This window comes from Bradyrhizobium zhanjiangense (assembly GCF_004114935.1).
GTDB classification, from domain to species: domain Bacteria; phylum Pseudomonadota; class Alphaproteobacteria; order Rhizobiales; family Xanthobacteraceae; genus Bradyrhizobium; species Bradyrhizobium zhanjiangense.
Window position 1 is genome coordinate 1,747,738 of record NZ_CP022221.1, and the last position, 22,822, is coordinate 1,770,559.

The 22,822-nt window shown below is 60.3% G+C and carries 27 protein-coding genes and 1 tRNA gene; 14 read left to right on the forward strand and 14 right to left on the reverse strand.

The genetic code is table 11. The annotated features are described in order from the left end of the window. Positions 1 to 38: 38 nt before the first annotated feature. Positions 39 to 938, reverse strand: coding sequence for an RNA polymerase sigma factor RpoH (gene rpoH, locus XH85_RS08380; RefSeq protein WP_091896948.1), 900 nt, complete (start codon positions 936 to 938; stop codon positions 39 to 41). Between the two features lie 218 nt (positions 939 to 1,156). Continuing rightward, positions 1,157 to 2,164: an RluA family pseudouridine synthase gene (locus XH85_RS08385; RefSeq protein WP_128931513.1), complete on the reverse strand. Its 1,008-nt coding sequence runs from the start codon at positions 2,162 to 2,164 to the stop codon at positions 1,157 to 1,159. On the opposite strand from XH85_RS08385, the gene XH85_RS08390 reads away from it, so the two are divergent. Both XH85_RS08390 and XH85_RS08395 read left to right on the forward strand, forming a co-directional pair. After that, positions 2,163 to 2,507: a hypothetical protein gene (locus tag XH85_RS08390; RefSeq protein ID WP_091896954.1), complete on the forward strand. Its 345-nt coding sequence runs from the start codon at positions 2,163 to 2,165 to the stop codon at positions 2,505 to 2,507. The two genes, XH85_RS08385 and XH85_RS08390, sit on opposite strands and share 2 nt — an antisense overlap. A gap of 225 nt (positions 2,508 to 2,732) precedes the next feature. Further along, positions 2,733 to 2,807, forward strand: a tRNA-Glu gene (locus tag XH85_RS08395). Positions 2,808 to 4,034: 1,227 nt separating this feature from the next. On the opposite strand, the gene XH85_RS08400 is transcribed toward XH85_RS08395, so the two are convergent. Continuing rightward, entirely contained in the window at positions 4,035 to 4,847 is an 813-nt protein-coding gene (locus XH85_RS08400) for an IclR family transcriptional regulator (RefSeq protein ID WP_128931514.1), read from the reverse strand. 235 nt (positions 4,848 to 5,082) lie between these two features. Between XH85_RS08400 and XH85_RS08405 the strand changes: the two genes are divergently transcribed. From XH85_RS08405 to XH85_RS08450, 10 genes are all read left to right on the forward strand, one after another. Further along, a complete protein-coding gene (locus XH85_RS08405) occupies positions 5,083 to 5,934 on the forward strand; it encodes an ABC transporter substrate-binding protein (protein WP_128931515.1) in 852 nt (283 codons plus the stop codon). Positions 5,935 to 5,951: 17 nt separating this feature from the next. Beyond that, positions 5,952 to 6,866, forward strand: coding sequence for an amino acid ABC transporter permease (locus tag XH85_RS08410; protein WP_164940714.1), 915 nt, complete (start codon positions 5,952 to 5,954; stop codon positions 6,864 to 6,866). Continuing rightward, positions 6,863 to 7,639 (forward strand): amino acid ABC transporter ATP-binding protein, encoded by a 777-nt coding sequence (locus XH85_RS08415; RefSeq protein WP_208758089.1) that lies wholly within the window; start codon positions 6,863 to 6,865, stop codon positions 7,637 to 7,639. Before XH85_RS08410 ends, XH85_RS08415 begins: the two co-directional genes overlap by 4 nt. A gap of 41 nt (positions 7,640 to 7,680) precedes the next feature. Further along, positions 7,681 to 9,369 (forward strand): thiamine pyrophosphate-binding protein, encoded by a 1,689-nt coding sequence (locus XH85_RS08420; protein ID WP_128931517.1) that lies wholly within the window; start codon positions 7,681 to 7,683, stop codon positions 9,367 to 9,369. 45 nt (positions 9,370 to 9,414) lie between these two features. Next, a complete protein-coding gene (locus tag XH85_RS08425) occupies positions 9,415 to 9,759 on the forward strand; it encodes a DUF3303 domain-containing protein (RefSeq protein ID WP_128931518.1) in 345 nt (114 codons plus the stop codon). A gap of 59 nt (positions 9,760 to 9,818) precedes the next feature. Next, positions 9,819 to 11,432 (forward strand): FAD-dependent oxidoreductase, encoded by a 1,614-nt coding sequence (locus tag XH85_RS08430; RefSeq protein ID WP_128931519.1) that lies wholly within the window; start codon positions 9,819 to 9,821, stop codon positions 11,430 to 11,432. A 117-nt stretch (positions 11,433 to 11,549) separates the two neighbouring features. Next, on the forward strand, positions 11,550 to 12,845 hold the full coding sequence (locus tag XH85_RS08435; RefSeq protein ID WP_128931520.1) for an NAD(P)/FAD-dependent oxidoreductase: 1,296 nt from the start codon (positions 11,550 to 11,552) through the stop codon (positions 12,843 to 12,845). 24 nt (positions 12,846 to 12,869) lie between these two features. Then, on the forward strand, positions 12,870 to 13,199 hold the full coding sequence (locus tag XH85_RS08440; protein WP_128931521.1) for a DUF3303 domain-containing protein: 330 nt from the start codon (positions 12,870 to 12,872) through the stop codon (positions 13,197 to 13,199). 55 nt (positions 13,200 to 13,254) lie between these two features. Beyond that, positions 13,255 to 14,019, forward strand: a complete 765-nt coding sequence (locus tag XH85_RS08445) for an SDR family oxidoreductase (RefSeq protein WP_128931522.1) — start codon at positions 13,255 to 13,257, stop codon at positions 14,017 to 14,019. 95 nt (positions 14,020 to 14,114) lie between these two features. Continuing rightward, complete coding sequence (locus XH85_RS08450; RefSeq protein WP_128931523.1) at positions 14,115 to 14,384, forward strand: hypothetical protein; 270 nt, start codon at positions 14,115 to 14,117, stop codon at positions 14,382 to 14,384. A 754-nt stretch (positions 14,385 to 15,138) separates the two neighbouring features. Here XH85_RS08450 and XH85_RS08455 read toward each other — a convergent pair. The 10 genes from XH85_RS08455 to XH85_RS08495 form a co-directional block, all read right to left on the reverse strand. Beyond that, positions 15,139 to 15,747 (reverse strand): sll1863 family stress response protein, encoded by a 609-nt coding sequence (locus tag XH85_RS08455; RefSeq protein ID WP_128931524.1) that lies wholly within the window; start codon positions 15,745 to 15,747, stop codon positions 15,139 to 15,141. A gap of 96 nt (positions 15,748 to 15,843) precedes the next feature. Beyond that, positions 15,844 to 16,092, reverse strand: a complete 249-nt coding sequence (locus XH85_RS08460) for a hypothetical protein (protein WP_128931525.1) — start codon at positions 16,090 to 16,092, stop codon at positions 15,844 to 15,846. Positions 16,093 to 16,119: 27 nt separating this feature from the next. Continuing rightward, the gene (locus XH85_RS08465; RefSeq protein WP_128931526.1) at positions 16,120 to 16,908 is read right to left on the reverse strand and encodes a 3-hydroxybutyrate dehydrogenase; all 789 of its coding nucleotides are present in this window, start codon (positions 16,906 to 16,908) and stop codon (positions 16,120 to 16,122) included. A 60-nt stretch (positions 16,909 to 16,968) separates the two neighbouring features. Further along, positions 16,969 to 17,760, reverse strand: a complete 792-nt coding sequence (locus XH85_RS08470; RefSeq protein WP_128931527.1) for an acetoacetate decarboxylase — start codon at positions 17,758 to 17,760, stop codon at positions 16,969 to 16,971. A gap of 29 nt (positions 17,761 to 17,789) precedes the next feature. Further along, positions 17,790 to 18,962: a DUF3734 domain-containing protein gene (locus XH85_RS08475; RefSeq protein ID WP_128931528.1), complete on the reverse strand. Its 1,173-nt coding sequence runs from the start codon at positions 18,960 to 18,962 to the stop codon at positions 17,790 to 17,792. A gap of 38 nt (positions 18,963 to 19,000) precedes the next feature. Continuing rightward, positions 19,001 to 19,600, reverse strand: coding sequence for a PepSY domain-containing protein (locus XH85_RS08480; protein ID WP_128931529.1), 600 nt, complete (start codon positions 19,598 to 19,600; stop codon positions 19,001 to 19,003). Positions 19,601 to 19,624: 24 nt separating this feature from the next. Next, complete coding sequence (locus tag XH85_RS08485) at positions 19,625 to 19,924, reverse strand: hypothetical protein (protein ID WP_128931530.1); 300 nt, start codon at positions 19,922 to 19,924, stop codon at positions 19,625 to 19,627. Positions 19,925 to 19,964: 40 nt separating this feature from the next. After that, on the reverse strand, positions 19,965 to 20,183 hold the full coding sequence (locus XH85_RS08490) for a hypothetical protein (RefSeq protein WP_245473899.1): 219 nt from the start codon (positions 20,181 to 20,183) through the stop codon (positions 19,965 to 19,967). Positions 20,184 to 20,204: 21 nt separating this feature from the next. Continuing rightward, the gene (locus XH85_RS44810; protein ID WP_164940715.1) at positions 20,205 to 20,360 is read right to left on the reverse strand and encodes a hypothetical protein; all 156 of its coding nucleotides are present in this window, start codon (positions 20,358 to 20,360) and stop codon (positions 20,205 to 20,207) included. Next, on the reverse strand, positions 20,357 to 20,554 hold the full coding sequence (locus XH85_RS08495; protein WP_128931531.1) for a hypothetical protein: 198 nt from the start codon (positions 20,552 to 20,554) through the stop codon (positions 20,357 to 20,359). Before XH85_RS08495 ends, XH85_RS44810 begins: the two co-directional genes overlap by 4 nt. A 420-nt stretch (positions 20,555 to 20,974) precedes the next feature. Here XH85_RS08495 and XH85_RS08505 point away from each other — a divergent pair, with 420 nt between their 5' ends. Then, a complete protein-coding gene (locus XH85_RS08505) occupies positions 20,975 to 21,448 on the forward strand; it encodes a hypothetical protein (protein WP_128931533.1) in 474 nt (157 codons plus the stop codon). A gap of 56 nt (positions 21,449 to 21,504) precedes the next feature. Beyond that, positions 21,505 to 22,101, forward strand: coding sequence for a TetR/AcrR family transcriptional regulator (locus XH85_RS08510; protein ID WP_245473900.1), 597 nt, complete (start codon positions 21,505 to 21,507; stop codon positions 22,099 to 22,101). Positions 22,102 to 22,138: 37 nt separating this feature from the next. On the opposite strand, the gene XH85_RS08515 is transcribed toward XH85_RS08510, so the two are convergent. After that, positions 22,139 to 22,792: a TetR/AcrR family transcriptional regulator gene (locus XH85_RS08515; protein WP_128931535.1), complete on the reverse strand. Its 654-nt coding sequence runs from the start codon at positions 22,790 to 22,792 to the stop codon at positions 22,139 to 22,141. Between the last annotated feature and the right edge of the window lie 30 nt (positions 22,793 to 22,822).

Genomic DNA, 22,822 nt, shown 5'->3' on the forward strand with positions numbered 1-22,822 from the left:
TCTTCGATCCGCCAATCTCTCTGGCGCCGTAACGCCGCCTAATGCGCGGCTTCCAGCGCGGCTTGTTCCTGCCTTGCGATCGTGCCCTTGACCGCGGACTGCACCTTCTCGAAGGCGCGAACCTCGATCTGGCGGACGCGCTCGCGCGACACGCCAAACTCGGCGGCAAGGTCTTCCAGCGTCATCGGCTCATCGGCGAGGCGGCGGGCCTCGAAGATGCGACGTTCGCGCGGGTTGAGCACGCCCATGGCGCCGTTCAGCGCGTCACGGCGGTGATCATACTCCTCGTGCTCCGCCATCAGGGCTTCCTGGTTCGGCGTATTGTCGACCAGCCAGTCCTGCCATTCGCCGGCTTCGCCGTCGTCGCGGATCGGCGCGTTGAGCGAGGCGTCGCCGCCGAGGCGGCGGTTCATGTCGATCACGTCCTGGTCGGTCACGCCCAGCCGCTTGGCAATGGTCGCGACCTGGTCGGGGCGGAGATCGCCTTCGTCCAGCGCGTTGATCTTGCTCTTCGCCTTGCGCAGGTTGAAGAACAGCTTCTTCTGGTTCGCGGTGGTGCCCATCTTCACGAGCGACCAGGAACGCAGAATGTACTCTTGAATCGACGCTTTGATCCACCACATCGCATAGGTGGCGAGACGGAACCCCTTCTCGGGTTCGAATCGCTTCACGGCCTGCATCAGGCCGACATTGCCTTCCGAGACGACCTCGGAGATCGGCAGGCCGTAGCCGCGATAGCCCATGGCGATCTTGGCCACGAGGCGGAGGTGGCTGGTGACGAGTTGGTGCGCCGCGTCGCGATCGTCATGCTCGCGCCAACGCTTGGCGAGCATGTATTCCTGCTGGGGTTCCAGCATCGGAAACTTGCGAATCTCGGCGAGGTAACGGGAAAGGCCGGATTCTCCATTGAGGACCGGCAAAGTAGCGGTACGGGCCATAGTGCGCCCTCCAAAAGGTTCAGGCCCCCGATAGCGGCGGGCCAGGCAGACGACCGCTGTGTCAAAGCCGGCCGGGCTGCGATGTTCCGCGTTGGTCATTTCCAACGCAGGCGCAATATACCCCATAGGGGGGCAAAAAGGGAAGGATTGCTGACGTCACGTCCCCGTGTGGCAGCTATAACGTTTTGTAATGTAACGCTTTTCTTAAAATGGCTGCGTCATAGCGCCGCTTTCAGGCAGCTTTCGAGGAGAAGCAAATCCTCCGACAGGGGCGCCTCCCAGTGCAGAAGTTCTCCCGTCCTTGGGTGCTGCAATACCAGCAGGTATGCATGTAAGGCCTGCCGCCCCAACGCCGCCAAAGCGGCCTGCGACTGAGGCCCGAGCTGGTTCGCCTTGGTCTTGAAATGCGGGCCGTAGACGGCGTCGCCCAGCAGGGGATGGCCGATATGGGCGAGGTGGACGCGGATCTGGTGGGTGCGCCCGGTCTCGAGCTCGCAGGCGAGCAGGGCGGCGACGCCCTTACCGTCGCGCCCATTGAAACTCTCCAGGATTTCCCAATGCGTCACCGCCTCGCGGCCGCCCTGGCGCACCGCCATCTTCTCGCGCGCATGCGGATGGCGGTCGATCGGCGCGTCCACCGTGCCGCGATGTCGGTTCGGTACGTCCCAGGCAAAGGCCATGTAGCCGCGCCGCATCTCACCGGTGCGGCCGTGGTCGGCGAATTGCGCTGACAGCGAGGCATGGGCGAGGTCGTTCTTGGCCACCACCATCAGCCCTGTGGTGTCCTTGTCGAGCCGGTGCACGATGCCGGGCCGGCGTACCCCGCCGATGCCGGAGAGCGAAGCGCCGCAATGGGCGATCAACGCATTCACCAGCGTGCCGGTCTCGTGACCGGCCGCGGGGTGCACGACCAGGCCCTTCGGCTTGTTGATGACGATGATGTCGTCGTCCTCGAACACGATGTCGAGGGCGATATCCTCGCCCTTCGGTTCCGCCGGCGCCGCCTCGGGCACGTCGATTGTGATCGTATCGCCGGATGCGACGTGATAAGCGGGGTCGCGGACCGCGGAAGCCTTCAAACTCACTGCGCCCGCCAAAATCAGGGCTTTCAGCCTCGATCGCGACAGGTCGGTGAGGTGCGCCGCCAGCACGCGGTCGAGCCGGGCCGAGCCCTCGTCGCCGGCGACCACGACCTCCAACCTTTGCGCAGAGCCAAAATTGTCCATGACGACGTCTGATACCGCTATTCCCGAACCGACCCCCGAGCAGGCCGCGCTGTTCGCGCGGGTGCGGCGGATGATGCTGATTGCGGGGTTGACCACGGCGCTGGCGATCTGCGCCGTCCTGATCGCGGTGGGCTACCGCCTTTTCAAGTCGGAGGGAAGGGCGGTTGAGGTGGCCAGCGACGTCACCGCCACCCTGCCGAAGGGCGCCAAGATCGTCGCAACTGGCGTGGCCGGCGACCGCGTCGTGGTCACGCTGGACGTGGGCGGCGTGATCGAGATCCGCACCTTCGATGCCCACACCTTGAAGCCGGCCGGAAAGCTGAAATTTGCCAATGAACCGTGAGGGCTGGCCCGCATGCCAGCCTCCATCGTCGTCCTGGCGAAAGCCAGGACCCATAACCACCGAATCCAGTTGCCTGAATGAGATCGTGGCCACGATTTCATTCAAACACGACCATTTGGGGTAATGGGTCCTGGCTTTCGCCAGGACGACGGCCAAGAGAGGACCGTCCAACCCCCAATCTCACCTTGCCGCCGGCAAAATTCGCGGCTATGTCGTACCCCTCACGCTCCCTTCGTCTAGCGGTTAGGACGCGGCCCTCTCAAGGCTGAAACAGGGGTTCGATTCCCCTAGGGAGCGCCAGCAAACTCAGGCACTTGGCTAGTCGCCAGCCGCGTTCGTTGAATAATGGTTGAATAAGACGCTGGTGAACAGCGGCGAACGCTTGCGGAATTTGCTCCCGATATTGGCAGACCAGCCTTGGCGCAATGCCTCACCGTGGCTGGCGCATTCGCGAAAAATTTCTCAGTCGCCCTTGGTGTCCGGAAATATTCAAACCGCCGCTGACGTGCGCTGTCGTACGCCAGCGCCTTCGGATGTTCGCATTGACCTTGCCCGTCGCACAATCAACTCTCGTCCTGTCGAGCTTGGTGCGAATAGGAGGGCCACGTGAGAAACAATCGACGAGAGAAAACTTGCGGACAACAGTCACAAGTCAGTCTATCCCCTCCGAAAGCCGCAGAACTGAGCGCGTTGAAACCTGGTGACTTCACGTAGGGGTGACCGGCGTCCGGCGATACGAGAACAGTACTGGCGCAATAGTGGGTTTCGCGATGTAGCGGACCGGTGACTCGAACCACCGATATTTCGAGTATGTCGATCTGCCAACCACGACGAACTTTGCAGTTGGATTTCTCATTGTAAGCCATTGATCTCTAATGATCGGATTTTGGCTCAGTTGGACGGCGGCACCATCCTTCAGCTTCGTCAGATTCGTCGTCCATCCGCTCTATCCTCCAGGTTTCGGCCGAACCTAACGCCGGCCGCAGAAAGTCTGAAGAGGCGGCCGTCGATATCGGCCCTGATCACGTTCGACGCAGCGATATTGTGATAGAGCCTAAACCGCCTGTCCGCGTTTTCAGCGATCGTGCAGATTTCGACAAGACGTCGCCGGGGGGCTGACCAGTACTACGCGCTCGAAGCTCGCGCGGATGGCGTTGATTGGAGTCAAGTCGCCGATACCATGCTGCGCGTCAAACAGTCCGGGCTAAACCGGACCTCGGTCGCGCAGTCTGTTCTGGACGCCGCCACGAAGAACCTACCATCCGGCTCCGACAGAGTGTTCTTCCAAGGAATGCCGCAACGAAATCGCAACGAAATAGGCGAAACGACCGTGAACAAAACGAGACGGAAACGCCTGCCACATCAAGAAAATTCAACAACTTACAAGATACTCACTGCGTTCGGGACGCAGGAACGCCCTCGTCAGATCGAGACTTGAACCGAATGTCGGTATCGGTGGTTGCGCCTCCGGGATTTGAACCTACGGATCTCGTGCAAACGGCGGCTATGGGGCCCAATCCATGATCGTTACGAGGAAGCCATATAGGCCTGCACCTCCCTGATAATCGCAGGCTGGTCAGTGCTTGGTTGTCGATGGCTCCAGTATGGGTCTTGGATCGTCTGGCCGACCTCGCATGCCAACTCTGTCAGGGTCTGAATATTTACCGCGATCTCTTCGAGGCTCGCCGAGGGAATTGAAATGCTCAAGGCCATCGGCGTCGACTCCATCGATGAAGAGAAGGCCACTCCGACGGAGACTCTATCGACGAATAGCTCGTCGACAATGATGCTCCACCCATGCTCCCTAGTGAAAGCGACGTCCGCAAACACTGCGTCGATATCGGTCTTCGACTTCTCCGTCCACGCAGCCAGTTTCTTTCCCGTCAAAAGCTTCCGCAGTTCCACATCGCTCATTCTGGCGAGAAGCGCTTTGCCGCCCGCGCTGGCGTTGGCTGGAAGCACATTGCCAGCGTTGACGTAGAAACCCTGATCGCGTGAGCCGGGAAAGCGGCTGATGAGCATCGAGTTCGTTTCGGTCAGAACGGACACCCAGCACGTGTGTCCTGTTTGAGCCACGACCTTCCGGGCTCCGTCATTGATGCGATCAGCCAAGCGGTTTTGTGCGTGGTAGAGCAGGCCCAGCCGGTATGCGAGAGGTCCCGGCTGGTAGGATCGGTCCGGTTGCCGTTCGATGAGGCCAGAGGTCGCGAGCGAAGAGAGCAACCTCGAGGCGGCGCTTGCTGTTAACCCGAAATTATTGGCCGCCTGACTGACTGTCACTGCTGGGGTGTCAGCGCTGAACATCGTCAAGATCTGCACCGCGGTCTTCACGGTCTTCATCGGTTTCCTTTCTGCATCATCTTTCCAATCCCCGAAATCAGATCGCTCGCTGTTGGTTGGAGCTCAGCGCAGCGCTTAGTTGTGTCTCCCGTGTCTTGGGCTCGTAAACTGGCCCGACCGCTCGTGAAACGGCGCTTGGATTTTGTGATTGACAAGACGGCGGCGTCATATTTCAATATATGCATGCATTTGCACTATTTGCAATAAGCGCCGGAGATATTTTGGGGAGAAATCGATGACGATCGGAAATCAATCGAAGTTCGGCCGAGTTCTCTGCATCCTCTCGCTCTTCGCGGGGACAACTCTGTCGACTTCCACTTTCGCGGCGGATCTAACGAGTCTTGCGCCTGATAAGTACAAGAGCGCGCCGATCATCATCGGCACCACCGCGACGATGCCGCCAGTCGAGTCGGTGGATCCAGCCACCGGGCAGGTCATCGGCATCGAGGCTGATTTGGCGAGGGCAATCGGCAAGAAGCTCGGTGTAAACGTCGACATCCAAAACGTTGCATTCGACGGGCTTCTCGCAGGCATGCAGGCCGGACGTTTCGACATCGCGATGTCGGGTTTGGCAGACACGGTTCAGCGACAGCAGGCGATGGATTTCGTCGACTGGTATGTGTCTGGCGTCCAACTGATCGTACCGAAGGGCAATCCCAAGAAGGTCACCTCCCTCGAGACATTGTGCGGCCATACACTGGGCGGGACCCGTGCCTCGACCGAATTCCGGCGGATGGAGGCAGTTGCGAAGAACTGCGGCTCAACGGAAACAGCGTTGGTCGCGACAGAAAATAGCCCATCGGGGCTTCTGTCGCTGAAAGCCGGGCGAGTTGACGTGTTCGCCGTCAATTTCCCGTCAGGGATGAGCTACGTCCAAGCCAATCCGGAACTCGAACTTGTTCCGGGCCAGTTCAAGGTCGTCGTTCGCGGCGTCGCAATTGCCAAGAGCAACGGCGGTCTTCGCGATGCGTGGCAAGCCGGCCTCAAGGCAATCATCGATGACGGCCAATACGATGAGATCCTGAAGCGCTGGGGTGCGCCGGATGCGGCCTACAAGCAGGCGACCATCAACGCAGGTACTGAATAGGGAGGCGGGCGTTGAGCATGCCTCTACATTCCGGATCCGATGCGGTTCATCGCGATAGCGCCCCCAACAATCTCAATGCGAAGGCGCCGCTCAGGCTGGCGGAGATTGTCCTGGCCGTCGCCATGCTCGTGGCAATCGCACTTTTCTTCGCTTCACTCAGCGCAAGCCCGAATTTCCAGTGGGGCGTCTTCGCGCGCTATGTCACTGCGGATTTGGTGCTATCGGGCATCCGGGTGACGCTCACGCTAACCGTGATCGCCTCGGTGCTGGGCCTTGCCGTGGGATTGCTTCTCGCGGCGATGTCCACGTCGAGCTTGCGGCCGTTGCGCTGGATGGCGGGAACCTACATCTGGTGCTCGCGTGGCACGCCAGTACTGATGCACTTGCTGCTCTGGTTTAATCTCGCCCTCTTTTTTCCGGTCGTCTCGATCGGAATTCCGTTCGTCTACTCGGCGTGGCAGATCCCGACCAACCAGCTCATCACGAGCTTTACGGCCTCCATTCTCGGCCTTGGCCTCTCCGAGGCTGCCTACATGGCGGAGATCGTGCGCGGCGGCCTCAATGCCGTCGATCACGGCCAAGTCGAAGCCGGCAGAGCCCTCGGACTGAGGCGCTCGCAGATCCTGATTTTCGTCCAGTTGCCGCAGACGATGCGCGCGATCATTCCGCCGATTTCCAATCAGATCATCCTGATGCTGAAGACGACGTCCCTGGTCTCTGTCATAGCCGGCAACGATCTGCTCACACGCGTCAAGGATATCTACAACGACAACTTCCAGGTGATACCGCTGCTTCTCGTTGCAACATTCTGGTATCTCGCGTTCGCCTCAGTCGCAACCATCTTTCAGCACTATCTCGAAGCCCGGTTCTCGAGAGACCTTGTCGGTCGGCGCGTGCGAAAAACGCTGATGACTTCGGAGGTGGCGCTGTGAGTTGGGACAGCCAGAGGCCCATCATTCGCAGCCGCAACCTCCGCAAGCGATTCGGCTCACTGGAGGTGCTCCGAGGAATCGACTTCGAGCTCCACGCTGGACAAACCTCCGCTCTGATCGGTCCTTCTGGATCGGGAAAGAGTACGCTTCTGCGTTGCATCAATCAGCTTGAGACGATCGACGGCGGTCTGCTCGAGGTCAAGGGACAGCGGCTGGGCGTACGCCATACCCGCCGCGGTTGGGTACGGCTCACCGAAGACGAGGTGCGCCGTCAGCGCCTCGGCATCGGGATGGTCTTCCAGCGCTTCAATCTTTTCGGTCACCTGACCGCCCTCGACAACATCGTCCTCGCCCAGCGCAAGGTCCTCGGCCGATCGAAGGGCGAGGCGCGGGAAGCGGCACACCGGCAGCTCCGGCGTGTCGGTCTCGCGAACCGCGGAAACGCCTATCCAAGCCAATTGTCCGGTGGCCAACAGCAGCGCGTCGCAATCGCCCGCGCTCTCGCGATGGACCCCGAGATCATGCTGTTTGATGAACCGACATCAGCGCTTGATCCCGAACTCGTCAGCGAGGTTCTGGACGTGATCGCCCAGCTCGCGAGTGAGCGCATGACCATGATCATCGTGACTCACGAAATCCGCTTCGCACAGCGTGCGGCAACGACGATTCACATGCTGGCGGACGGGCAGATCATCGAGAGCGGCTCCCCAGATCTACTGATCAGCGCACCCTCACACGAACGAACCCGAGCGTTCCTGGCCCAAGTGCATTAGCCGGCCACTCGAACAACCAACCCCAAGCTTTAAGGACAGTCATGTCGACCAGAAATAGCAATACAGGCGCGGAAGCGGTCAGTGATGCGCTCGTGCAGATCGGCGTCACCCATATATTCGGCATGGATACGCCCGAGCCTCTCTACATGGAGCTCGACCCGAGCATTCGAGCGATCACGGTTCATGATGAGCGGGCCGGAGCGGTCATGGCGGACGCTTTCGCCAGGGCCTCCGGCAGGGTCGGCGTTTGCAGTTCAATTCGAGGCCCCGGCGCTACGAACCTGGTCTCGGGCCTAGCGGAGGCATACAACACGTCGACGCCCGTCCTCGCGCTCATCAACGATGTTGCTGCCCCCAATCTCGATCGCAACCCCATCCAGGGCATCGATCACGTCCGCCTGCTCGAACAAGTGACGAAATGGGGCCGCCGCGTAGAAACGCCCGAACGCACGGCGGACTATGTTGCGCATGCCGCCCGTGTTGCCACGACCGGACGGCCAGGTCCTGTCTTGCTTGCCTTCCCGGATTCCGCGTTGCTCGGCGGTCCCGCCCATACCGCTGACATCGCCGAGGCTGCCGTCTACCCGCGGGTGCGCATGGCTGCCGATCCGTCGCTGATCGACGCGGCGGCGGAGGAGATCGCCGCTGCCGCCCGTGTCATTGTAATCGCGGGTGGCGGCGTGCATCTGTCGCAAGCGTATGATGCCCTTCAGGCGTTCGCGGAGCATTTGCAGATCCCCGTTGCCACCACTCCGCTGGGCAAGGGCGCCTTCGCCGAATCGCATGCGCTCGCCGCGGGCGTGGTGGGTGCCTATACGATCGGCAAGGGCGCGCGTGGAGAGCTCGCGAACCAGGCAGTCCGAGAGGCCGACCTCGTCATTTTGATTGGCACGAAGACCGATTCTATCGCGACAAACGAGTGGACCATCCCGGCGAGGAACCAGAGAGTCATTCACATTGATATCGATCCGATTGAGCTCGGCAGAAACTATAAGGGGCTCGAGATCGCAGGGGATGCCAAGCTCGTTCTCGAGCAGCTTGTTCGAGCAGCGGCGCCGAGAACGGCACCGTCGGATTGGACCAAGGCGCTGCAGAAGAAAGTCGTCGATTGGTACGCCGATTTCGAGAGGCTCGATTTGAGCAAAAGCGAGATCGACCCTCGCCAGATCTATCGGACTCTGAATGCACTCCTCGGTGAGGACGACATTGTCACAACGGACGCCAGTTATTCGTCGGCCTGGGGGATGGATCTTCTGCGCTACAAGAAGGCTGGCCGCAAGTTCCTCGTGCCCCGTGGGTTCGCCGGATTAGGATGGGGCGTGCCAGCGGCTATCGGCGCGAAATTCGCGAAGCCGGATTCCGCCGTCTACTGCGTGACGGGCGACGGCGGCTTCGGTTATGTCGCGATGGAGCTGGAGACGGCCGCTCGCTACAACGTGCCGATCTGCGTGATTGTGCTGAACAACAGCATTCTCGGCTTCCAGAAGCACTACGAAACGCACCGGTTTGGCAAGACTGTCGAGACGAGCTTCACATCGGTCAACTATGCGGATTTCGCTCGCACGCTGAATTGCGATGGGATTCGTGTCACGACGCCCGTGGAATTAGATGAAGCAATGAATAAAGCCCGCAGCCTGCGCAAGCCGCTACTGATCGATGTGGTGGTCCCGCCCGATGCGAAGCCACCGATTGGCACGTTCGCTTCCGCGCCGGCCGACGCCCGCCATTGAGATCAAGGAAGCCGACCCGATAGGGTTCAAATGGAGGACACTCATATGCTCTTTATGGTGGTCGAGCACTTCAAGAACGGCGACGGACTCGCAGTTTACAGCCGCATGCGAGAGAAGCCGACGTCCGGCCCCGGCGGAGAACTCGTGCCGGGCAAGTGGAAGCCGTCGACTTGTCCCGAGGGCCTGAAGGTGCAGGGTAGCTGGATCGAACCGAGCTTCAATCGCTGCTTCCAGTTGATGGAGTGCGACGATCTGGCGCTCTTCCAAAAGTGGATTCTCTCGGCCTCGAACGACTTGATCGACTTCGAAATCGTGCCGGTCAGAACGGCAGCCGAGACGCGCGAATTGATCGCTCCCTACGTCGATCGAGCCCAATTCAAGCGGCCCTGAGTGTCCGATCGAGCGATCAGTCGCCGCTCGTCTTCCTTTCAATCTGCGGATGAGATCCGATGGCAGTGGATGTTGATGTTCTGGTGATTGGTTCCGGATCGGCAGCCATGTCGGCCGCCCTTCGGGCCCTCGTCGGTGGTTTGAAGGTTACCGTTATTGAGAAGTCCAATTATCTCGGCGGCACCAGTGCCATGTCCGGAGCCGGCATATGGGTTCCAGCCAATCATTTGGCCCGCGCGCAGGGGATTCCGGATAGTCGTGAAGAAGCGTTGGAGTACGTCCGGGCGGCCTCTCCGCCGACTTGGCACGAAGAAGAGGACCACCTGTGGCGCGCATTCATCGAACACGCCCCCGAGGCACTGGAGTTCATCGAAGAACATTCGCCGCTTGAACTGGAGCTCGTCAGCGAGCCAGATGTCATGGCGGAGCTCCCCGGCGGCAAGGTCAAAGGGCGAATGGTTTCGACGAAGCCTCTTAGCCGCAAATTGCTGGGCAAGTTCGCGCGAAAGCTGCGCCCTTCCACGCTGCCAAACTGGTTCACTTATCAGGAGCAGCTTACCTACGATGCCTGGCACCATCCGCTCAGGATCGTGCTGAATATCTGGCCTCGCCTTCTCTATCGATTTCTAACCGGCAGCCGCGCGATGGGCGCCGCACTCATGACGGCGTTGATACGCGGATGCCAGGATCGCGATTGCGAATTTCTGCTCAACGCTCGAGCGCGAAAGCTTGTTTGCGACCAAAGCGGTCGCGTAACGGGAGCCCTCGTCGAGGTTGGCGGCGAAACACGCGAGATCAATGCGCGTCGCGGTGTTGTCATCGCCTCAGGGGGATTCGAGTGGGATCCCGAGCTGAGAGAGAGGCACTTTCCGGGGCCCATAGATCGCCTGGGGAGCCCTTGGTCTAATGAAGGGGACGGCCAGAAGATGGCTGCCGAAGTCGGCGCCAAACTCGATCGCATGGACCAGGCGAATATCTTCCCGTGCGTGCCGACGCGCTATGAAGGTAAGCCTCTTGGCCTGCCCAAGACATTCCAAGCCGAGCGGCACAGCGTGGTGATCGACGGAACAGGCCGCCGATTCGTGAGCGAGACGAACTTCAACATCGGCGAGGTCATGGATGCGCGCGACCCTATGACGGGGCAGCCTTTGCACCAGCCGATATGGCTCATTGGCGATGCACGTTATTACCGCGCATCGCCGCTTTTTGCCTGGTACTCCCGCTATGAAAAGGACTGGGTCAAGTCCGCGAATACGATATCAGACTTGGCCAGAAAGATCGGGATTCCGGCAGATAGTCTCTCTGCAACGATCGACCGATTCAACAGCATGAGCAACAAAGGAAGGGACGATGATTTCCATCGCGGCCAAATAGCGTTCGAGAACTACAAGGCCCGTGGCGCCAAAAATCCGCTCGGGAGAATAGAACGTGCGCCATTCTACGCGGTCTCGTTCAACCGTTCCATCCTGGGGACGAAAGGTGGCGCGCGGACGAACGAACGCGGCCAGGTACTGCGTCCGGATGGCAGCATTATTGCCGGGTTGTATGCTGCCGGCCTCAGCATGGCCAACCCCATCGGAACACGTGCGATCGGTGCCGGAACGACGATCGGGCCAAATCTCACCTGGGGCTATATTTGCGCCGAGGCAATTCTCAAGCAGAATAGAACATAGTGGTGATCGTTTTCTTTTCGTCGGCAAATGAAATCGGCGATCTCCAGGTACCGCCAACGCGCGAGCGCCGAAGCGTGCTCTCTTGCGGAACTCTATAGATAGGATGAAGCATATCTTATGTATAGATATCAACCGAACCACCACTGGCGGAAAATATCAAAAGAGCCAGAGCTTCCGCTTCAGGAGCTAGAAAACGAAGAGGAAGTTGACTTCACCGTCGTTGGGGGCGGGTTCACCGGCTTGTTTGCTGCCTATCGCTTGAGAGAAATCGGTGCCTCGGTGGCGGTCGTTGAGGCGCTTCCGCTAGGGCAGGCCGCTTCGGGCCGGTCAAACGGTCAAGTTATTCCTCATCATGCCAAATCAACGCCCGCTGAGATCGAAGCCAAGCTCGGATCTCGGAAAGGTCAACTGTTCAATGCTCTCGTTGCGGAGGCGCCCAGGAAGCTGTTCGAGCTGATCCGGCAAGAGTCGATTCAATGCGATGCCGTAGAGCGGGGTTGGATTCACGCGAGCCATTCCCTGGAAATGGTCGATCGTCTGCATGACATTCAAAGCCAATGGAAGGCGTTCGGCGCGCACGTCGAATGGCTTGATAAGTCAAAGATGGGAGAATTGGTTGGTGGAGGACAGTTCCCGGCCGGTTGGAAGGCGCATGACGCCGGATACCTCAATCCGTACGCTTTGGTTCAAGGCCTCGCCCGAGTACTAACGCGGCGTGGCGCAAAGATTTATCAGAAGTCTCCCGTAGAAGCGATCGAGCCGGTAAACGGCTCGTGGCGAGTCAAGACGTCACGGGGCTTGATCTCGTGCCGAAAGGTCCTCGTCGCGAGCAATGCTGCCGACGGAAGCTTCTGGCCTGGCTTGAACCGCGTTCGCATTCCAGTGCGTCTTTACCAGATCGCGACGGAGTCATTTCCCGACAGTTTGCAGGCGACAATATTGCCGGGACGAGAGGGTCTATCCGATACAAGCAATGCCATCCGCGCCTTCCGTTATGATGCTCGCGGAGGGTTGGCGATGGTTGGACGCCATCTGTTTTGGCAGGATGGCGAAAGGCGTGGGAAAAATTATGTCATCAAGCGTTTGCGCGAGATTTTCCCGGACATTCCCGATCGACCCGCCGCCGAGTATTGGGAAGGCGTCATCGCTGCGACGCCGGACAGGATGCCGCGTCTGATGAGGCTGACGCCGGGCATTCTGTTTTCCGGCATCTACTCTGGACGCGGTCTCGCGATGAGTTTGGCGTGGGGAAGACTCGCTGCAGATCTCATTTCGGAGACATGTGCGGACGGAGATTCGCCGTTGGCGGTGACGGAGAAGCGCGACATCGCCTGGCAGTCGATCGGTGTCTACGTCGCGAAGTACAATCTGGCGTGGCAGAGACTTCGCGACAGATTCCAGACAGTTCGTTGAAGACCAGGTGTAGAGGAATCAACCATGCTTTTCATGGCGATCGAGCGCTTCAAGAACAGGGATGCGATGGCCGTCTACAGCCGGTATCGCGAGAAGCCAACGGGTGGGCCGGATGGCCAGATGGTGCCCGGTCTCTGGAAGCCGACGGCGCGTCCGGAAGGTTTGACGCTTGTCGGCAACTGGATCGAAGAAAATTTCGATCGATGCTTCCAGCTCATGGAGGGTTCGGATCTCGCGCTGATGCAGCAATGGACGCTCGGGACTGCCTACGATCTGTTGGACTTGGAAATCGTGCCGGTGAGAACGTCTGCGGAGACCGGGGAATCGATCGCTCCTTACATAGGCTGCTCTTAGGTCATTAGACAAATAGGATTGGCTTCAACCTCCGCGACGCGGGAAAGGACATGCCGTGGGTGTCTTCAACGGCAAGATCGTGTGGGTTACGGGTGCCGGCACTGGGATCGGCAAGGCGGCGGCGACGATGTTCGCGGCGGAGGGCGCCAAAGTCGCGCTGATTGGTCGTCGGCTGGAGCCGCTCATGGAGGTGTACGGGGAGATCATGGCGGCCGGTGGAATGGCGACCGCGGAGCCGCTCGATGTTGCGGACCGAGCCGCTGTCGACGCCGCATCCACCCGGCTCATCGCCCAATTCGGTCGCGTAGATATCCTGGTCAATAACGCTGGAGTCAATGTGTCCAATCGGCGACTCGAGGAGCTTGCGCCCCAGGATTGGGACTTCGTCATCGACGTCAATCTGACAGGCACCTTCAATATGGTTCACGCGGTGTTTCCGACGATGAAGGATCAAGCGGAGGGCTTGATCATCAATGTCGCCTCCACCTCCGCGCAGCAGGTATCCGGCCTTTCGGGTGCCGCCTACTCTGCCTCGAAGTTTGGTGTCAGAGGATTGAGCTTGTCGTTGACGCAAGAGGCTTGGAAATTTGGAATCCGGACCTGCTGTTTGTGCCCAAATGAAGTCAACACGCCGATCATGACACGGCGGAAGGTGCAATATTCTCAGGAAGTATTGGATCAGTGCATCCAGCCCCGAGATCTTGCAGAGGCTATGCGCTTTGTGGCGTTGATGCCCCAGCGGACTTCGATTCCAGAAATGACGATCTACCCGACCGTGATCAGAACGCGTACGCCGGCGGAAGTCGGTCTTCCCGATTAGTCTTGAGAATGGGCCGCGCTCAGTAGGCCAATGATGTAGCAATTGTCATTTCCGGCGGTAGGTTAATCAGTGGGTTTGGTCTAGGAACGCTGCAAATGCTCAGTGGTCATAGTGCATCAATTCGTTTGGAAACTGCCGCCAACCTGTTGATATTGCTGACGTACAATTCTGTGCGTTTTTCCAAACGCGCGCTGAAATCGTTGAATAATCAAGCAGGTTTTGATTCCGCCATTCCCATCTCCGGCCGGTCCCCTCAGCCAAGACTGAAAGCATTGAGCTTGTTACGTAAAGACCAACGCATCGGGGCAGAGTTTCGAGCGCATTTGGAAGCCGCTACGGATGCTCCTCTTTCCGAGCGGAACTAGTGTTGTTGATTTCGATCTTGGTCAGGTTGCCTTGCCACGCTCACGTTCGATGTCTCAGCGAGCGCCGTTCTCGTTGCCAGAGGCCGCAATGAAATCGCAACGAATTGGGTGAAACGACCGTGAACAAAACGGGACGGAGAGGATCGCCACAACAAGAAAGATCAATAACTTAGAAGATGCTCACTGCGTTCGGGGCGCAGAGCATCCCTCAGTCGGATAGCAACTTGGACCGAACGTCCGTATCGGTGGTTGCGCCTCCGCGATTGAAGCCGCGATCGCAGCTAGGCTGGCTCCCAAGGAAACGGTCCGCCCAATCCTGCGATCGCGGCACCGAATATCGCGCTCGCTTTCGATCTTCCACGACAGAAATCGCTTTCGCACGACTGGTAGCGCAAGGTCTTTCAACATTCCGCGGTACAAGCGTAAAGCTCGCTGGCCCCAAGGCTCACGAACCGCCTATGCGTAAGATTGGATGAGATATCGCAGGTTTGGTTGGTGTGGGGAAAAGCGGTAGCGCTCCCCCGCTACCAATCTTGGGATTTTGTACGCCAAACTACGATTTTGCGCTCCTGATGCTAGCTGATCGAGTGCAGGGCCGGAATTATGTCAGGGAGAGATTTGCCAGCCCGTGATTGAGCTTCACCGAACTCACTCCGCGCCCAAAGCGCCGTGCTGCTAGGTGCTCGAGCTCGCTAAGAAGGGAGATCGCCAAGCATATCCTGCCTGAACCGGGGCTTGTGAAATCCGGTGACCTTCAGCTCTTCGTGCCAGAACCTCTTAGCGCATTCCAAGCCGCCTGATTGGCCTGATCGAAGGCTTTGCGAGACTCGGCGAGCGCTCCGCTCAGCACCGTCCATGACTCGCTGCCGGCCTGCTTCAGCTTCTGCAGACGCGCTTCCGCCTCCGACGCACCGGACTTCATTTGCTTGAGCGCGGCGTCGAAGTCTCCGGTATGTGCCGCGGCGACCTTGCCGGCAGCCTCACGGAACTTGTCGGCGGCCTCGCGCCAGGCCTTTGCCTGCGCGGCGGCGATGTCCTTGAAGGTGGCCTGCTGCTGCTCGAGCTGCTTGCCGGCGCCCTCGAAGTAGACCTTCATCTGCGCCTCGAATGCGTTCCACTGCTTCTCGAGCTCTGTCTTGCCCCTTGCCCAGGCCGCTTCGCCGGCTTCGGCTTGTGCCTTGAGCTGCACCTGGAATTCGTCGCGGCGCTTCTTCAGCTCGGCGATGATCTGCTCCGACTTGACCTTGGAGTCGGCCTTGGCCTCGCCCGCCTTGACCTCGAACGAGGCGAGCGCGGCATCCATCTCGTCGATGCGCTCCTTGGCCCAATTCAGGTAGAAATGCATGCTGCTCTGCTCTGACATGACCGTCTCCATTGACTGTTCGAATTGCATGATCCCCGAGCTTGGCTTTGCCCGTGTTGACTTGGGTCAACTGCTTCGCGGCTGATGCGATGTCCCTCAGGCCGCGAGATAGGGAAAATGCCTTGCCCTTTCAGCTCCGGTCCTTGGCCGCGTCCGCGACGGCCTGAAACACATTGCTGCATAGAACTCGCTCGGAGCCACCACCACGGTATCGCGCGGCAGGACATCCGCATTGTAGCTGGCCTCGCACAGGCGCAGGGCATTGAGCAGGCCGTTATCTTCCGCAACGTTGAGCTGGAAGGTCCCGGTCTGGTTGAAGCGGCTGGTTGCCTTGAGAGAAGACATGATCGATTGCTCCGTGAAGTGAACGGGCTAGGCTGCCGTCCAGCCCCCATCCATCGAGAGGTTGGCGCCGGTGATCTGAGCGGCGTCGTCGCTGCACAGGAACAGCGCGAGCGAAGCAACCTGCTCGACGGTGACGAACTCCTTGGTCGGCTGCGCGGCGAGCAGGACGTCGCTGATCACCTCGTCTCGCCGCATGCGGCGGGCCGCCATCGTGTTCGGAATCTGCTTCTCGACCAGCGGCGTCCAGACGTAGCCGGGACTGATGCAATTGCAGGTGATCTTCGAGCGGGCGAGTTCCAGCGCCACAGTCTTGGTGAGGCCCGCGATGCCGTGCTTGGCCGCGACATAGGCCGACTTGAAGGGCGAGGCGACAAGTGAATGCGCCGAAGCTGTAGTGATGATGCGCCCCCAACCACGCTTCTTCATGCCGGGCACGACCGCGCGGATGGCATGAAACGCGGCGGACAGGTTGATCGCGATGATCGCATCCCATTTCTCGGCGAGGAATTCCTCGACCGGCGCAACGTGCTGGATGCCGGCATTGTTGACCAGGATGTCAACGCTGCCGAATGTCGCTTCGCCGAGAGCGATGAGCTCGGCGACCTCGTTCGGCTTTGTCATGTCCGCGGGCGAGTAGATCGCCCGAACCGCAAAAGCGCGCTCGATCGCAGTACGTTCATTCTCGATGTCGGCGGGCGCGCCCATGCCATTCATCACGACATTGGCGCCCGCCTTGGCGAAGGCCTGCGCGCAGGCGAGGCCAATGCCGCTGGTTGAGCCGGTGACGACAGCCGTCTTACCGTTCAGAATTCCCATGTCGTACACTTTCCTTGTAAAATACCAATCAGAACCGAGCTGCGCGGCGCGCATTTTGACTTAGAAGACCAGAGCTCTCTCGCCGGTTCGTATCGAGCCGCGAGCCGGCTGGTGCAGATAGTCGTGCACCACCGTCCCGAGACCGAGCGTAAGATCGGCGCGGATGTGGACGGCTGAGACGATCTCCAGGACCGGCAGTTCGGCGACCGGCGCCAAGGCGTGTGGCGTCAGGGCCAGGGCCGCCGGTCCGGTCCATGCACCTTTCAGCACGATGTCCTCGAGATGATATTGAACGAGCTCGCAGATGCGTGGGCTGCCGTCGACGTGCGGGATGATCTTGAGCAGGAAGTTCGGCTCGATAAGCGTGGCCTTGACCTTCGCCAGATCGGCCTCGCGGTGCTTGTAGCCCATCGTCCCCGTGGCGACGCGCACGGGGCCGTAATCCAGCGTGCCGATCAGCGTATCGACCTCGGTTCGCAAGGTCGGTTGCGCAAGCTTCTTCGGAAAGCCCCAGAGCTCGCGTCCGCCCGCGATAGGTCCTTCGTCGTTGAGGAACATGCAATGGGTGTAACCGCCCTTGCGTCCACGGAAGGAGACGGGGATGACCTGGCCGCTTTCCGTGTAGTCACCAAAGCCGTTGGAATCGGGCATGCGGATGAACTCGTATTTGACGAGAGCTTCTCGCTCGTCGACCTCGAGCGGACCCGGAACCAGCGTCCGGAGCTTTGTCGGATCGGTCCGATAGGTGATGATCAGGTATTCGCGATCGACGAACCGGTATGGCCCGGGCGGATAGGCCGGGTTGGTCAGGGGCATGGCGAAGGCCCGTTGTTTCACATCAGTCTCGCGCATTTGCGATATCTCCAGGCGATGAGGTTCGGTTACTCGCGGCCGTCGTGTTCGAGATCGAAGGTGAAGACTCCGTCAGGGCTCGAGGGCCGAGCGAGCACCTCGGGATGACGCAGGGTGCGCAGCGCGTCATGATAGCCGGCGCGCCAATGGTCCTGCATCGACAGCCGCGAGAACTCGTAGTCCTTGGAATGCCCTTCGTGATTGCGCGCGCGATAGATCAGATGAACGATGTTGTAGACGTTCCGCGAGACCGCCGTGCTGAGCAGTTTCACGTCGTCATGCTGGCTGAGATCGTCGGGCAGCCTCCCCAATAGATCGGTGAGTGCGCGCCGCAGGCGCTGCACATGCTTGAATTGGTCGGTGCTGGCGCGCGTGCGGCTCGAATACTGGATTTCCTTGTGCCGCGTGACGACCTCAGCCATGTTGCGCGGAAGTTGACCGCGCGCGCTCCAGAGGTCGACCTGGAACGCGAGCATGTCCTGCGGGGCATTCGATTCAATCACCCATTGCAGCGGTGTGTTTGAGACGAGGCCGCCGTCCCAATAGTGCTCGCCCTCGATTTCGACGGCCGGAAAGCCCGGCGGCAACGCGCCGCTGGCCATGATGTGCTCCGGCCCGATGGTATGGGTCGTGCTGTCGAAATAGACGAAATTACCGGTTCGGACGTTGACCGCGCCGGCGCTGAAGCGCGTCAGCCCGGCATTGATACGATCGAAGTCAACCAGGCGCTCCAGCGTGGTCTTGAGCGCGCGCGTGTCATAGATGCTGGTCGCATCGCTGGCTCCGCCGGGCTGCAGCCAGGGCAGGACGGGACGGGCGGAGAAGAATCCGGTGGCGCCACATGTGGCCGCCAGACCGGCGCTCATCTGGTTGATGAGGTTGCGCGTATTGTCGATCCGCGTCCAATCGAGGAAAGGATTGCCGGACCAAACCCAGGGCGCGGTCGAGGTGACCTGGGTCCAAAAATCGCGCAGGCGGTCAACACGGGACTCGGGCGCGTTCCCGGCAATGATCGCGGCATTGATCGCTCCGATCGAAATGCCGGCGACCCAATCGGGGTGGATGCTGGCTTCGGCAAGGGCTTCGTAGACGCCCGCCTGGTAGGCGCCAAGCGCGCCGCCGCCTTGCAACAGCAATGCGATGCAATCGAAGGGGAGCTGCCGTTGCGCGGATGAGAGCTGCGGTCGAGGCTGGAAGTTCATGGCGAGTGGGCTCTTTGACTGGTGATGGCGATGCCTTGTTAGTGACGGCTCGATTCCTGCTTTCCGACTTTGGGCGGCTCGAGCATCACTTCCTTCAAATGGTCCCCGGCGGCGACGACGATCACGAAGTTGAGCTTGCCGTCCTGTCGGATCACGCCACCGGCCAGCGCGCTGCCGGCCGCCGCTCTCTCAGCGACCTCTACGGCATCCGACAACTCCTGCTTGATCCATCTCAGGGCGAGGACGTTGGCGAGGTCGTTGCGATCGAGCTCCTTCAGCGACGACGTCAGCTCCTTGCCGGTGATCCTGCCGGTATTGGCATCGACGACGTTCTCCCACACGTGTTCATTTTTGATCGTGCGGACGCGATAGACGGGCGGGCCGTCGATTTCGAAGCTGATGTCGGCGGTCTTCGAGCCGTCATGCAGGTGTTCCGCAATCAGCATCGCTCGGCTGAGCGGGACGCGCGTGGTGCGGAATTCCGAGAGGACGCGGCGGATGGCGGCCTCTTCGGTATCGCTCTGCGCGGCCGCAGTTTGACTGTCGGCCGCTGGGGCATTTCTGACGTCCGCCACGGCGCAGGTGGCGGCCAGCGTGGCGGTCGACACGATCAGGGCAAGCAAATGCTGTTTCGACATCGGATCAATCTCGAATCTGGTTGATTAGTCGCTCGCCGCGGGCGAATGCGCGACGACGATCTCCTTGTCGGAGGGCCCCGGCAGCGACTGATTCGTATCGATCACGACGCGCTCCGGTGGTTTCACGGCGGAGTGGATGCGGATTGGGGGAAGTGCAGGGTCCGGCTCGGCAGGATGAGCCGGCAGTTGCGTCGGCAGCACCCAGCTCGCCAGCAAGAGCAGGCAGACCAGCGCTCCACCCACCGACAGGAAATAGCCGCGCAAGGGTAGGGCGGAGTCGGTCGGCTGGCTCGCACGCATGAACATTGCGGATCGTCGGCTCACGGTAGGTCGTTCCTGACGAGCAAATCAGTCCGTCTCATCATCAAATGCTCCAGGGGCGCGGGTGCCGGCGTGCGAGCTCGACATCGAGATAGCCTCGCTCGTCGAGCCAGTCCGTCGGACAATAGGCGCTGGCTTTCGGGTCGATCATGAATCCGTCGCGCTGGAGCGCCGTTCGTGTTCCGGTGCGACCGGTCCAGATGGCCTCCCCACTCGTCGGACTCACTTCCATCACGTCAAACACTTCGATGAAGTTCAGCATGTCAGGACACCGGGCGTCGTCTCACGCCGCCTGCGATAGACGGTCGAATTCCTCGGGCGCAACGCCTCTGCGCGCGAGTTCTGACTCGATCACGTCGAACACGCATTCGACGGGCGCGATCCAGACGTTGACCCAGTAGATGATGCAGTCGCGGGCGATCAGCAGGGCCGCTGTCATGCGACCGTCCTCGGCTCGAGCCGAACCGCCTCGGGCGCGCGCGCGGCGAGCGTATGGGCCCACGCGATGGCGATCGTGATGCCGAGCAACACGCTCAGGGCCACGAGGCACAAGGCGACAATCACGTTCAGCGATGCGGCGCCGAGGCCGGGCAACGGATTTTCGCGCATCAACGCAAACAGCAGGGTTGACATTCGGCGTCTCCTTAATAAAATACACCGTATAGTTCATATAAATCACGCGCCACGGCCGAAGTCAAGACCAGTGCGTCACAAGCGCGTGTGCAGGATCAAAGGCGGCGAGGCTCCGCCAGGTTCAACTAGAAGCCTCGAGCAGAGAAGGGATCTGACATGATGAGATTAATGCCGGCGTTGTTCGCAGCAGCCGTAGTCGCGCTTGGCAGCGCAACAGCTTTTGCCGAGGAGAACCGAGGTACACCGGAGCAGCGGGCGGCCTGCACGCCTGACGCCTTTCGTCTATGCAGTGCCTACATTCCTGACCCGTCGGGAGTGGAAGCCTGTCTGCGGCTCAGGAAATCGGATCTGAGCGAAGGGTGTAAGGCGGTGTTCGAGCAGGCATCCGCCGGATCAAGCAAGGGCAGATGAACAGCGAAGTTGATCTGCACTGCGACAGGAGAGAGGAGCGATTTTATGAGCACGGTGTATATACCGGCCCTGGCTGCCTTCGGCGGCTCTGCGTTCGGCGCGCTCTCGACCATCATCAGTGGATGGTTTACCGGACGCCGAAGACGTCGTGAGCTTCATCATGCCCGCTCGTTCTCGAAGCGCGAGCAATTGTACCATAGCTTCATCGAGGAGGCATCGCGCCTCTATGCCGACGCCCTGGTCAACGATCGGGCCGAAATCCCGCAACTGGTCAGCCTCTATACGCTGGTCGGACGCATGCGGATCCTGTCGAGCAACGAGGTCGTTCAGGCCGCCGAGAGAGCTGGGCACCTGATCATCGAAACATATGTCTCGCCCAATCGCACATTCGTCGATCTCCCCAAATTCATCGAGGAAATGGATCCCTTGCGCGATTTCGGAGAGGCCTGCCGCCGGGAGCTGATGAACCCTTTGGCGCAGTGAGTGACGCTATGCGCAAGCAGATTGACGATCGAGCGAGGAGTGCCCGCCGCAGGATCGTGCAGGCCGCCATCCATCTCTATGGCGAGATGGGACACAACAAGACCACCGTCGCCGACATCGCGCGGAGTCTGGAGATGTCTTCGGCAAGCGTCTATCGATTCTTTCCCTCGAGGCGGGCGATCGAGGAGGCTGTGGTGGAGCAGGTGCTCGAGGAGGCGGTCAGTGTGGCGGCTGAGGCGGCTGGCAGCAGTGGACCAGCGTTACGGCGCCTGGCCGCAATCCTGAAGGCCATCGCCGACTGCAATGAAGCTCGACCGGCGAAGCATCGAAGACTGCAAGACCTGATAACTCTGGCCGTTCGTGAAAACTGGACGGTCGTCCTCACCTACGACGACAGGATCCGAGGGCTGGTGCGACCGGTCATCGGCGTGGGGCAAGCACGCGGTGAACTGCAGGGCGGCAGTCCGATGGCGCTGACCTGCTGCCTGCTGGAAGCCATGGACGTCCATCTCAATCCGTCGCGGATCGGAGCCGCGACGCTGCGACCAAGCTTCGAGGAGATGTTGAGATTTTGTACGGGCGCTTTGCGTCGCGCGCCATTCCTGCAGCCGGCCGAGATGGCAGCTCACGTGCAGCTCAAGGCCGCCGGCTGATGCGAAAGCTTCCAAGCCAACCGTGTAAAGGAGACAGCTAGTACGACCAGTCCGTCTCGCAGGCGGCCAGGAAGAAGCCCACGCGCTCGCGCACGAAACCGGGAAGCTCCTTCTTCAGGTCCTTCTGAGTTTCACCGACGAGCGACCGAAACAGCATCGGTAGCAGAATCAGGTCGAGAAAGATCTGCGCGGTAGCACGGCTTCGCTTGGCGCTGAAAGGGCCCTTCGGGGTGCGAGCGAGCTTCTGCGTGGCGTCGTCCAGCAACTGGGACACCGCGGCCAGGGAGCGATCGCGCGCAGCGTCGTGAACGTTGCGGCTCAGTTCGGGGAACCGCTGCGATTCCGCGATCGTCGCGCGCACCATGCCGAGCGATTCCTCGACCACCCTTTCGACGATGGCGGTCCCGAGGCTCATCAGCTTGTCCTCGATGGTGCGGCCCTGGGGCGAAAAGCCCTCGAAGTCCGTCAAGCCGTCGATGGTGCGTGCCACGACCGCCGCGAACAGCGCTTCCTTGCCGGGGAAGTGGGCATAGATCGTCGGCTTGCTCGCAGGAGCAAGCTCGGAAATGTCGTCGATGCTAGCGCTGCGGTAGCCCTTCTCCAGAAACAGCTGCTGGGCCGCATCGAGAATGCGCGCTGGCGCGTCGCCGGCAAGATCCTTGGGCGGTCTGCCTCGCTTCGTCTTCTTCATTCTTGGACCTCCGAAATCACGAGTCTGTGC

Excerpts from the sequence above, each read along its gene's own strand:
- XH85_RS08450 (WP_128931523.1), top strand. The coding sequence starts at position 14,115 with ATGCTCAGTGGTCATAGTGCATCAATTCGTTTGGAAACTGCCGCCAAC.
- XH85_RS08455 (WP_128931524.1), bottom strand. The coding sequence starts at position 15,747 with ATGTCAGAGCAGAGCAGCATGCATTTCTACCTGAATTGGGCCAAGGAG.
- XH85_RS08385 (WP_128931513.1), bottom strand. The coding sequence starts at position 2,164 with ATGGACAATTTTGGCTCTGCGCAAAGGTTGGAGGTCGTGGTCGCCGGC.
- XH85_RS08495 (WP_128931531.1), bottom strand. The coding sequence starts at position 20,554 with ATGTCAACCCTGCTGTTTGCGTTGATGCGCGAAAATCCGTTGCCCGGC.
- XH85_RS08410 (WP_164940714.1), top strand. The coding sequence starts at position 5,952 with ATGCCTCTACATTCCGGATCCGATGCGGTTCATCGCGATAGCGCCCCC.
- XH85_RS08390 (WP_091896954.1), top strand. The coding sequence starts at position 2,163 with ATGACGACGTCTGATACCGCTATTCCCGAACCGACCCCCGAGCAGGCC.
- XH85_RS08405 (WP_128931515.1), top strand. The coding sequence starts at position 5,083 with ATGACGATCGGAAATCAATCGAAGTTCGGCCGAGTTCTCTGCATCCTC.
- XH85_RS08420 (WP_128931517.1), top strand. The coding sequence starts at position 7,681 with ATGTCGACCAGAAATAGCAATACAGGCGCGGAAGCGGTCAGTGATGCG.
- XH85_RS08430 (WP_128931519.1), top strand. The coding sequence starts at position 9,819 with ATGGCAGTGGATGTTGATGTTCTGGTGATTGGTTCCGGATCGGCAGCC.
- XH85_RS08440 (WP_128931521.1), top strand. The coding sequence starts at position 12,870 with ATGCTTTTCATGGCGATCGAGCGCTTCAAGAACAGGGATGCGATGGCC.
- XH85_RS08475 (WP_128931528.1), bottom strand. The coding sequence starts at position 18,962 with ATGAACTTCCAGCCTCGACCGCAGCTCTCATCCGCGCAACGGCAGCTC.
- XH85_RS08465 (WP_128931526.1), bottom strand. The coding sequence starts at position 16,908 with ATGGGAATTCTGAACGGTAAGACGGCTGTCGTCACCGGCTCAACCAGC.
- XH85_RS08515 (WP_128931535.1), bottom strand. The coding sequence starts at position 22,792 with ATGAAGAAGACGAAGCGAGGCAGACCGCCCAAGGATCTTGCCGGCGAC.
- XH85_RS44810 (WP_164940715.1), bottom strand. The coding sequence starts at position 20,360 with ATGACAGCGGCCCTGCTGATCGCCCGCGACTGCATCATCTACTGGGTC.
- rpoH (WP_091896948.1), bottom strand. The coding sequence starts at position 938 with ATGGCCCGTACCGCTACTTTGCCGGTCCTCAATGGAGAATCCGGCCTT.
- XH85_RS08470 (WP_128931527.1), bottom strand. The coding sequence starts at position 17,760 with ATGCGCGAGACTGATGTGAAACAACGGGCCTTCGCCATGCCCCTGACC.
- XH85_RS08425 (WP_128931518.1), top strand. The coding sequence starts at position 9,415 with ATGCTCTTTATGGTGGTCGAGCACTTCAAGAACGGCGACGGACTCGCA.
- XH85_RS08435 (WP_128931520.1), top strand. The coding sequence starts at position 11,550 with ATGTATAGATATCAACCGAACCACCACTGGCGGAAAATATCAAAAGAG.
- XH85_RS08490 (WP_245473899.1), bottom strand. The coding sequence starts at position 20,183 with ATGCTGAACTTCATCGAAGTGTTTGACGTGATGGAAGTGAGTCCGACG.
- XH85_RS08460 (WP_128931525.1), bottom strand. The coding sequence starts at position 16,092 with ATGTCTTCTCTCAAGGCAACCAGCCGCTTCAACCAGACCGGGACCTTC.
- XH85_RS08480 (WP_128931529.1), bottom strand. The coding sequence starts at position 19,600 with ATGTCGAAACAGCATTTGCTTGCCCTGATCGTGTCGACCGCCACGCTG.
- XH85_RS08400 (WP_128931514.1), bottom strand. The coding sequence starts at position 4,847 with ATGAAGACCGTGAAGACCGCGGTGCAGATCTTGACGATGTTCAGCGCT.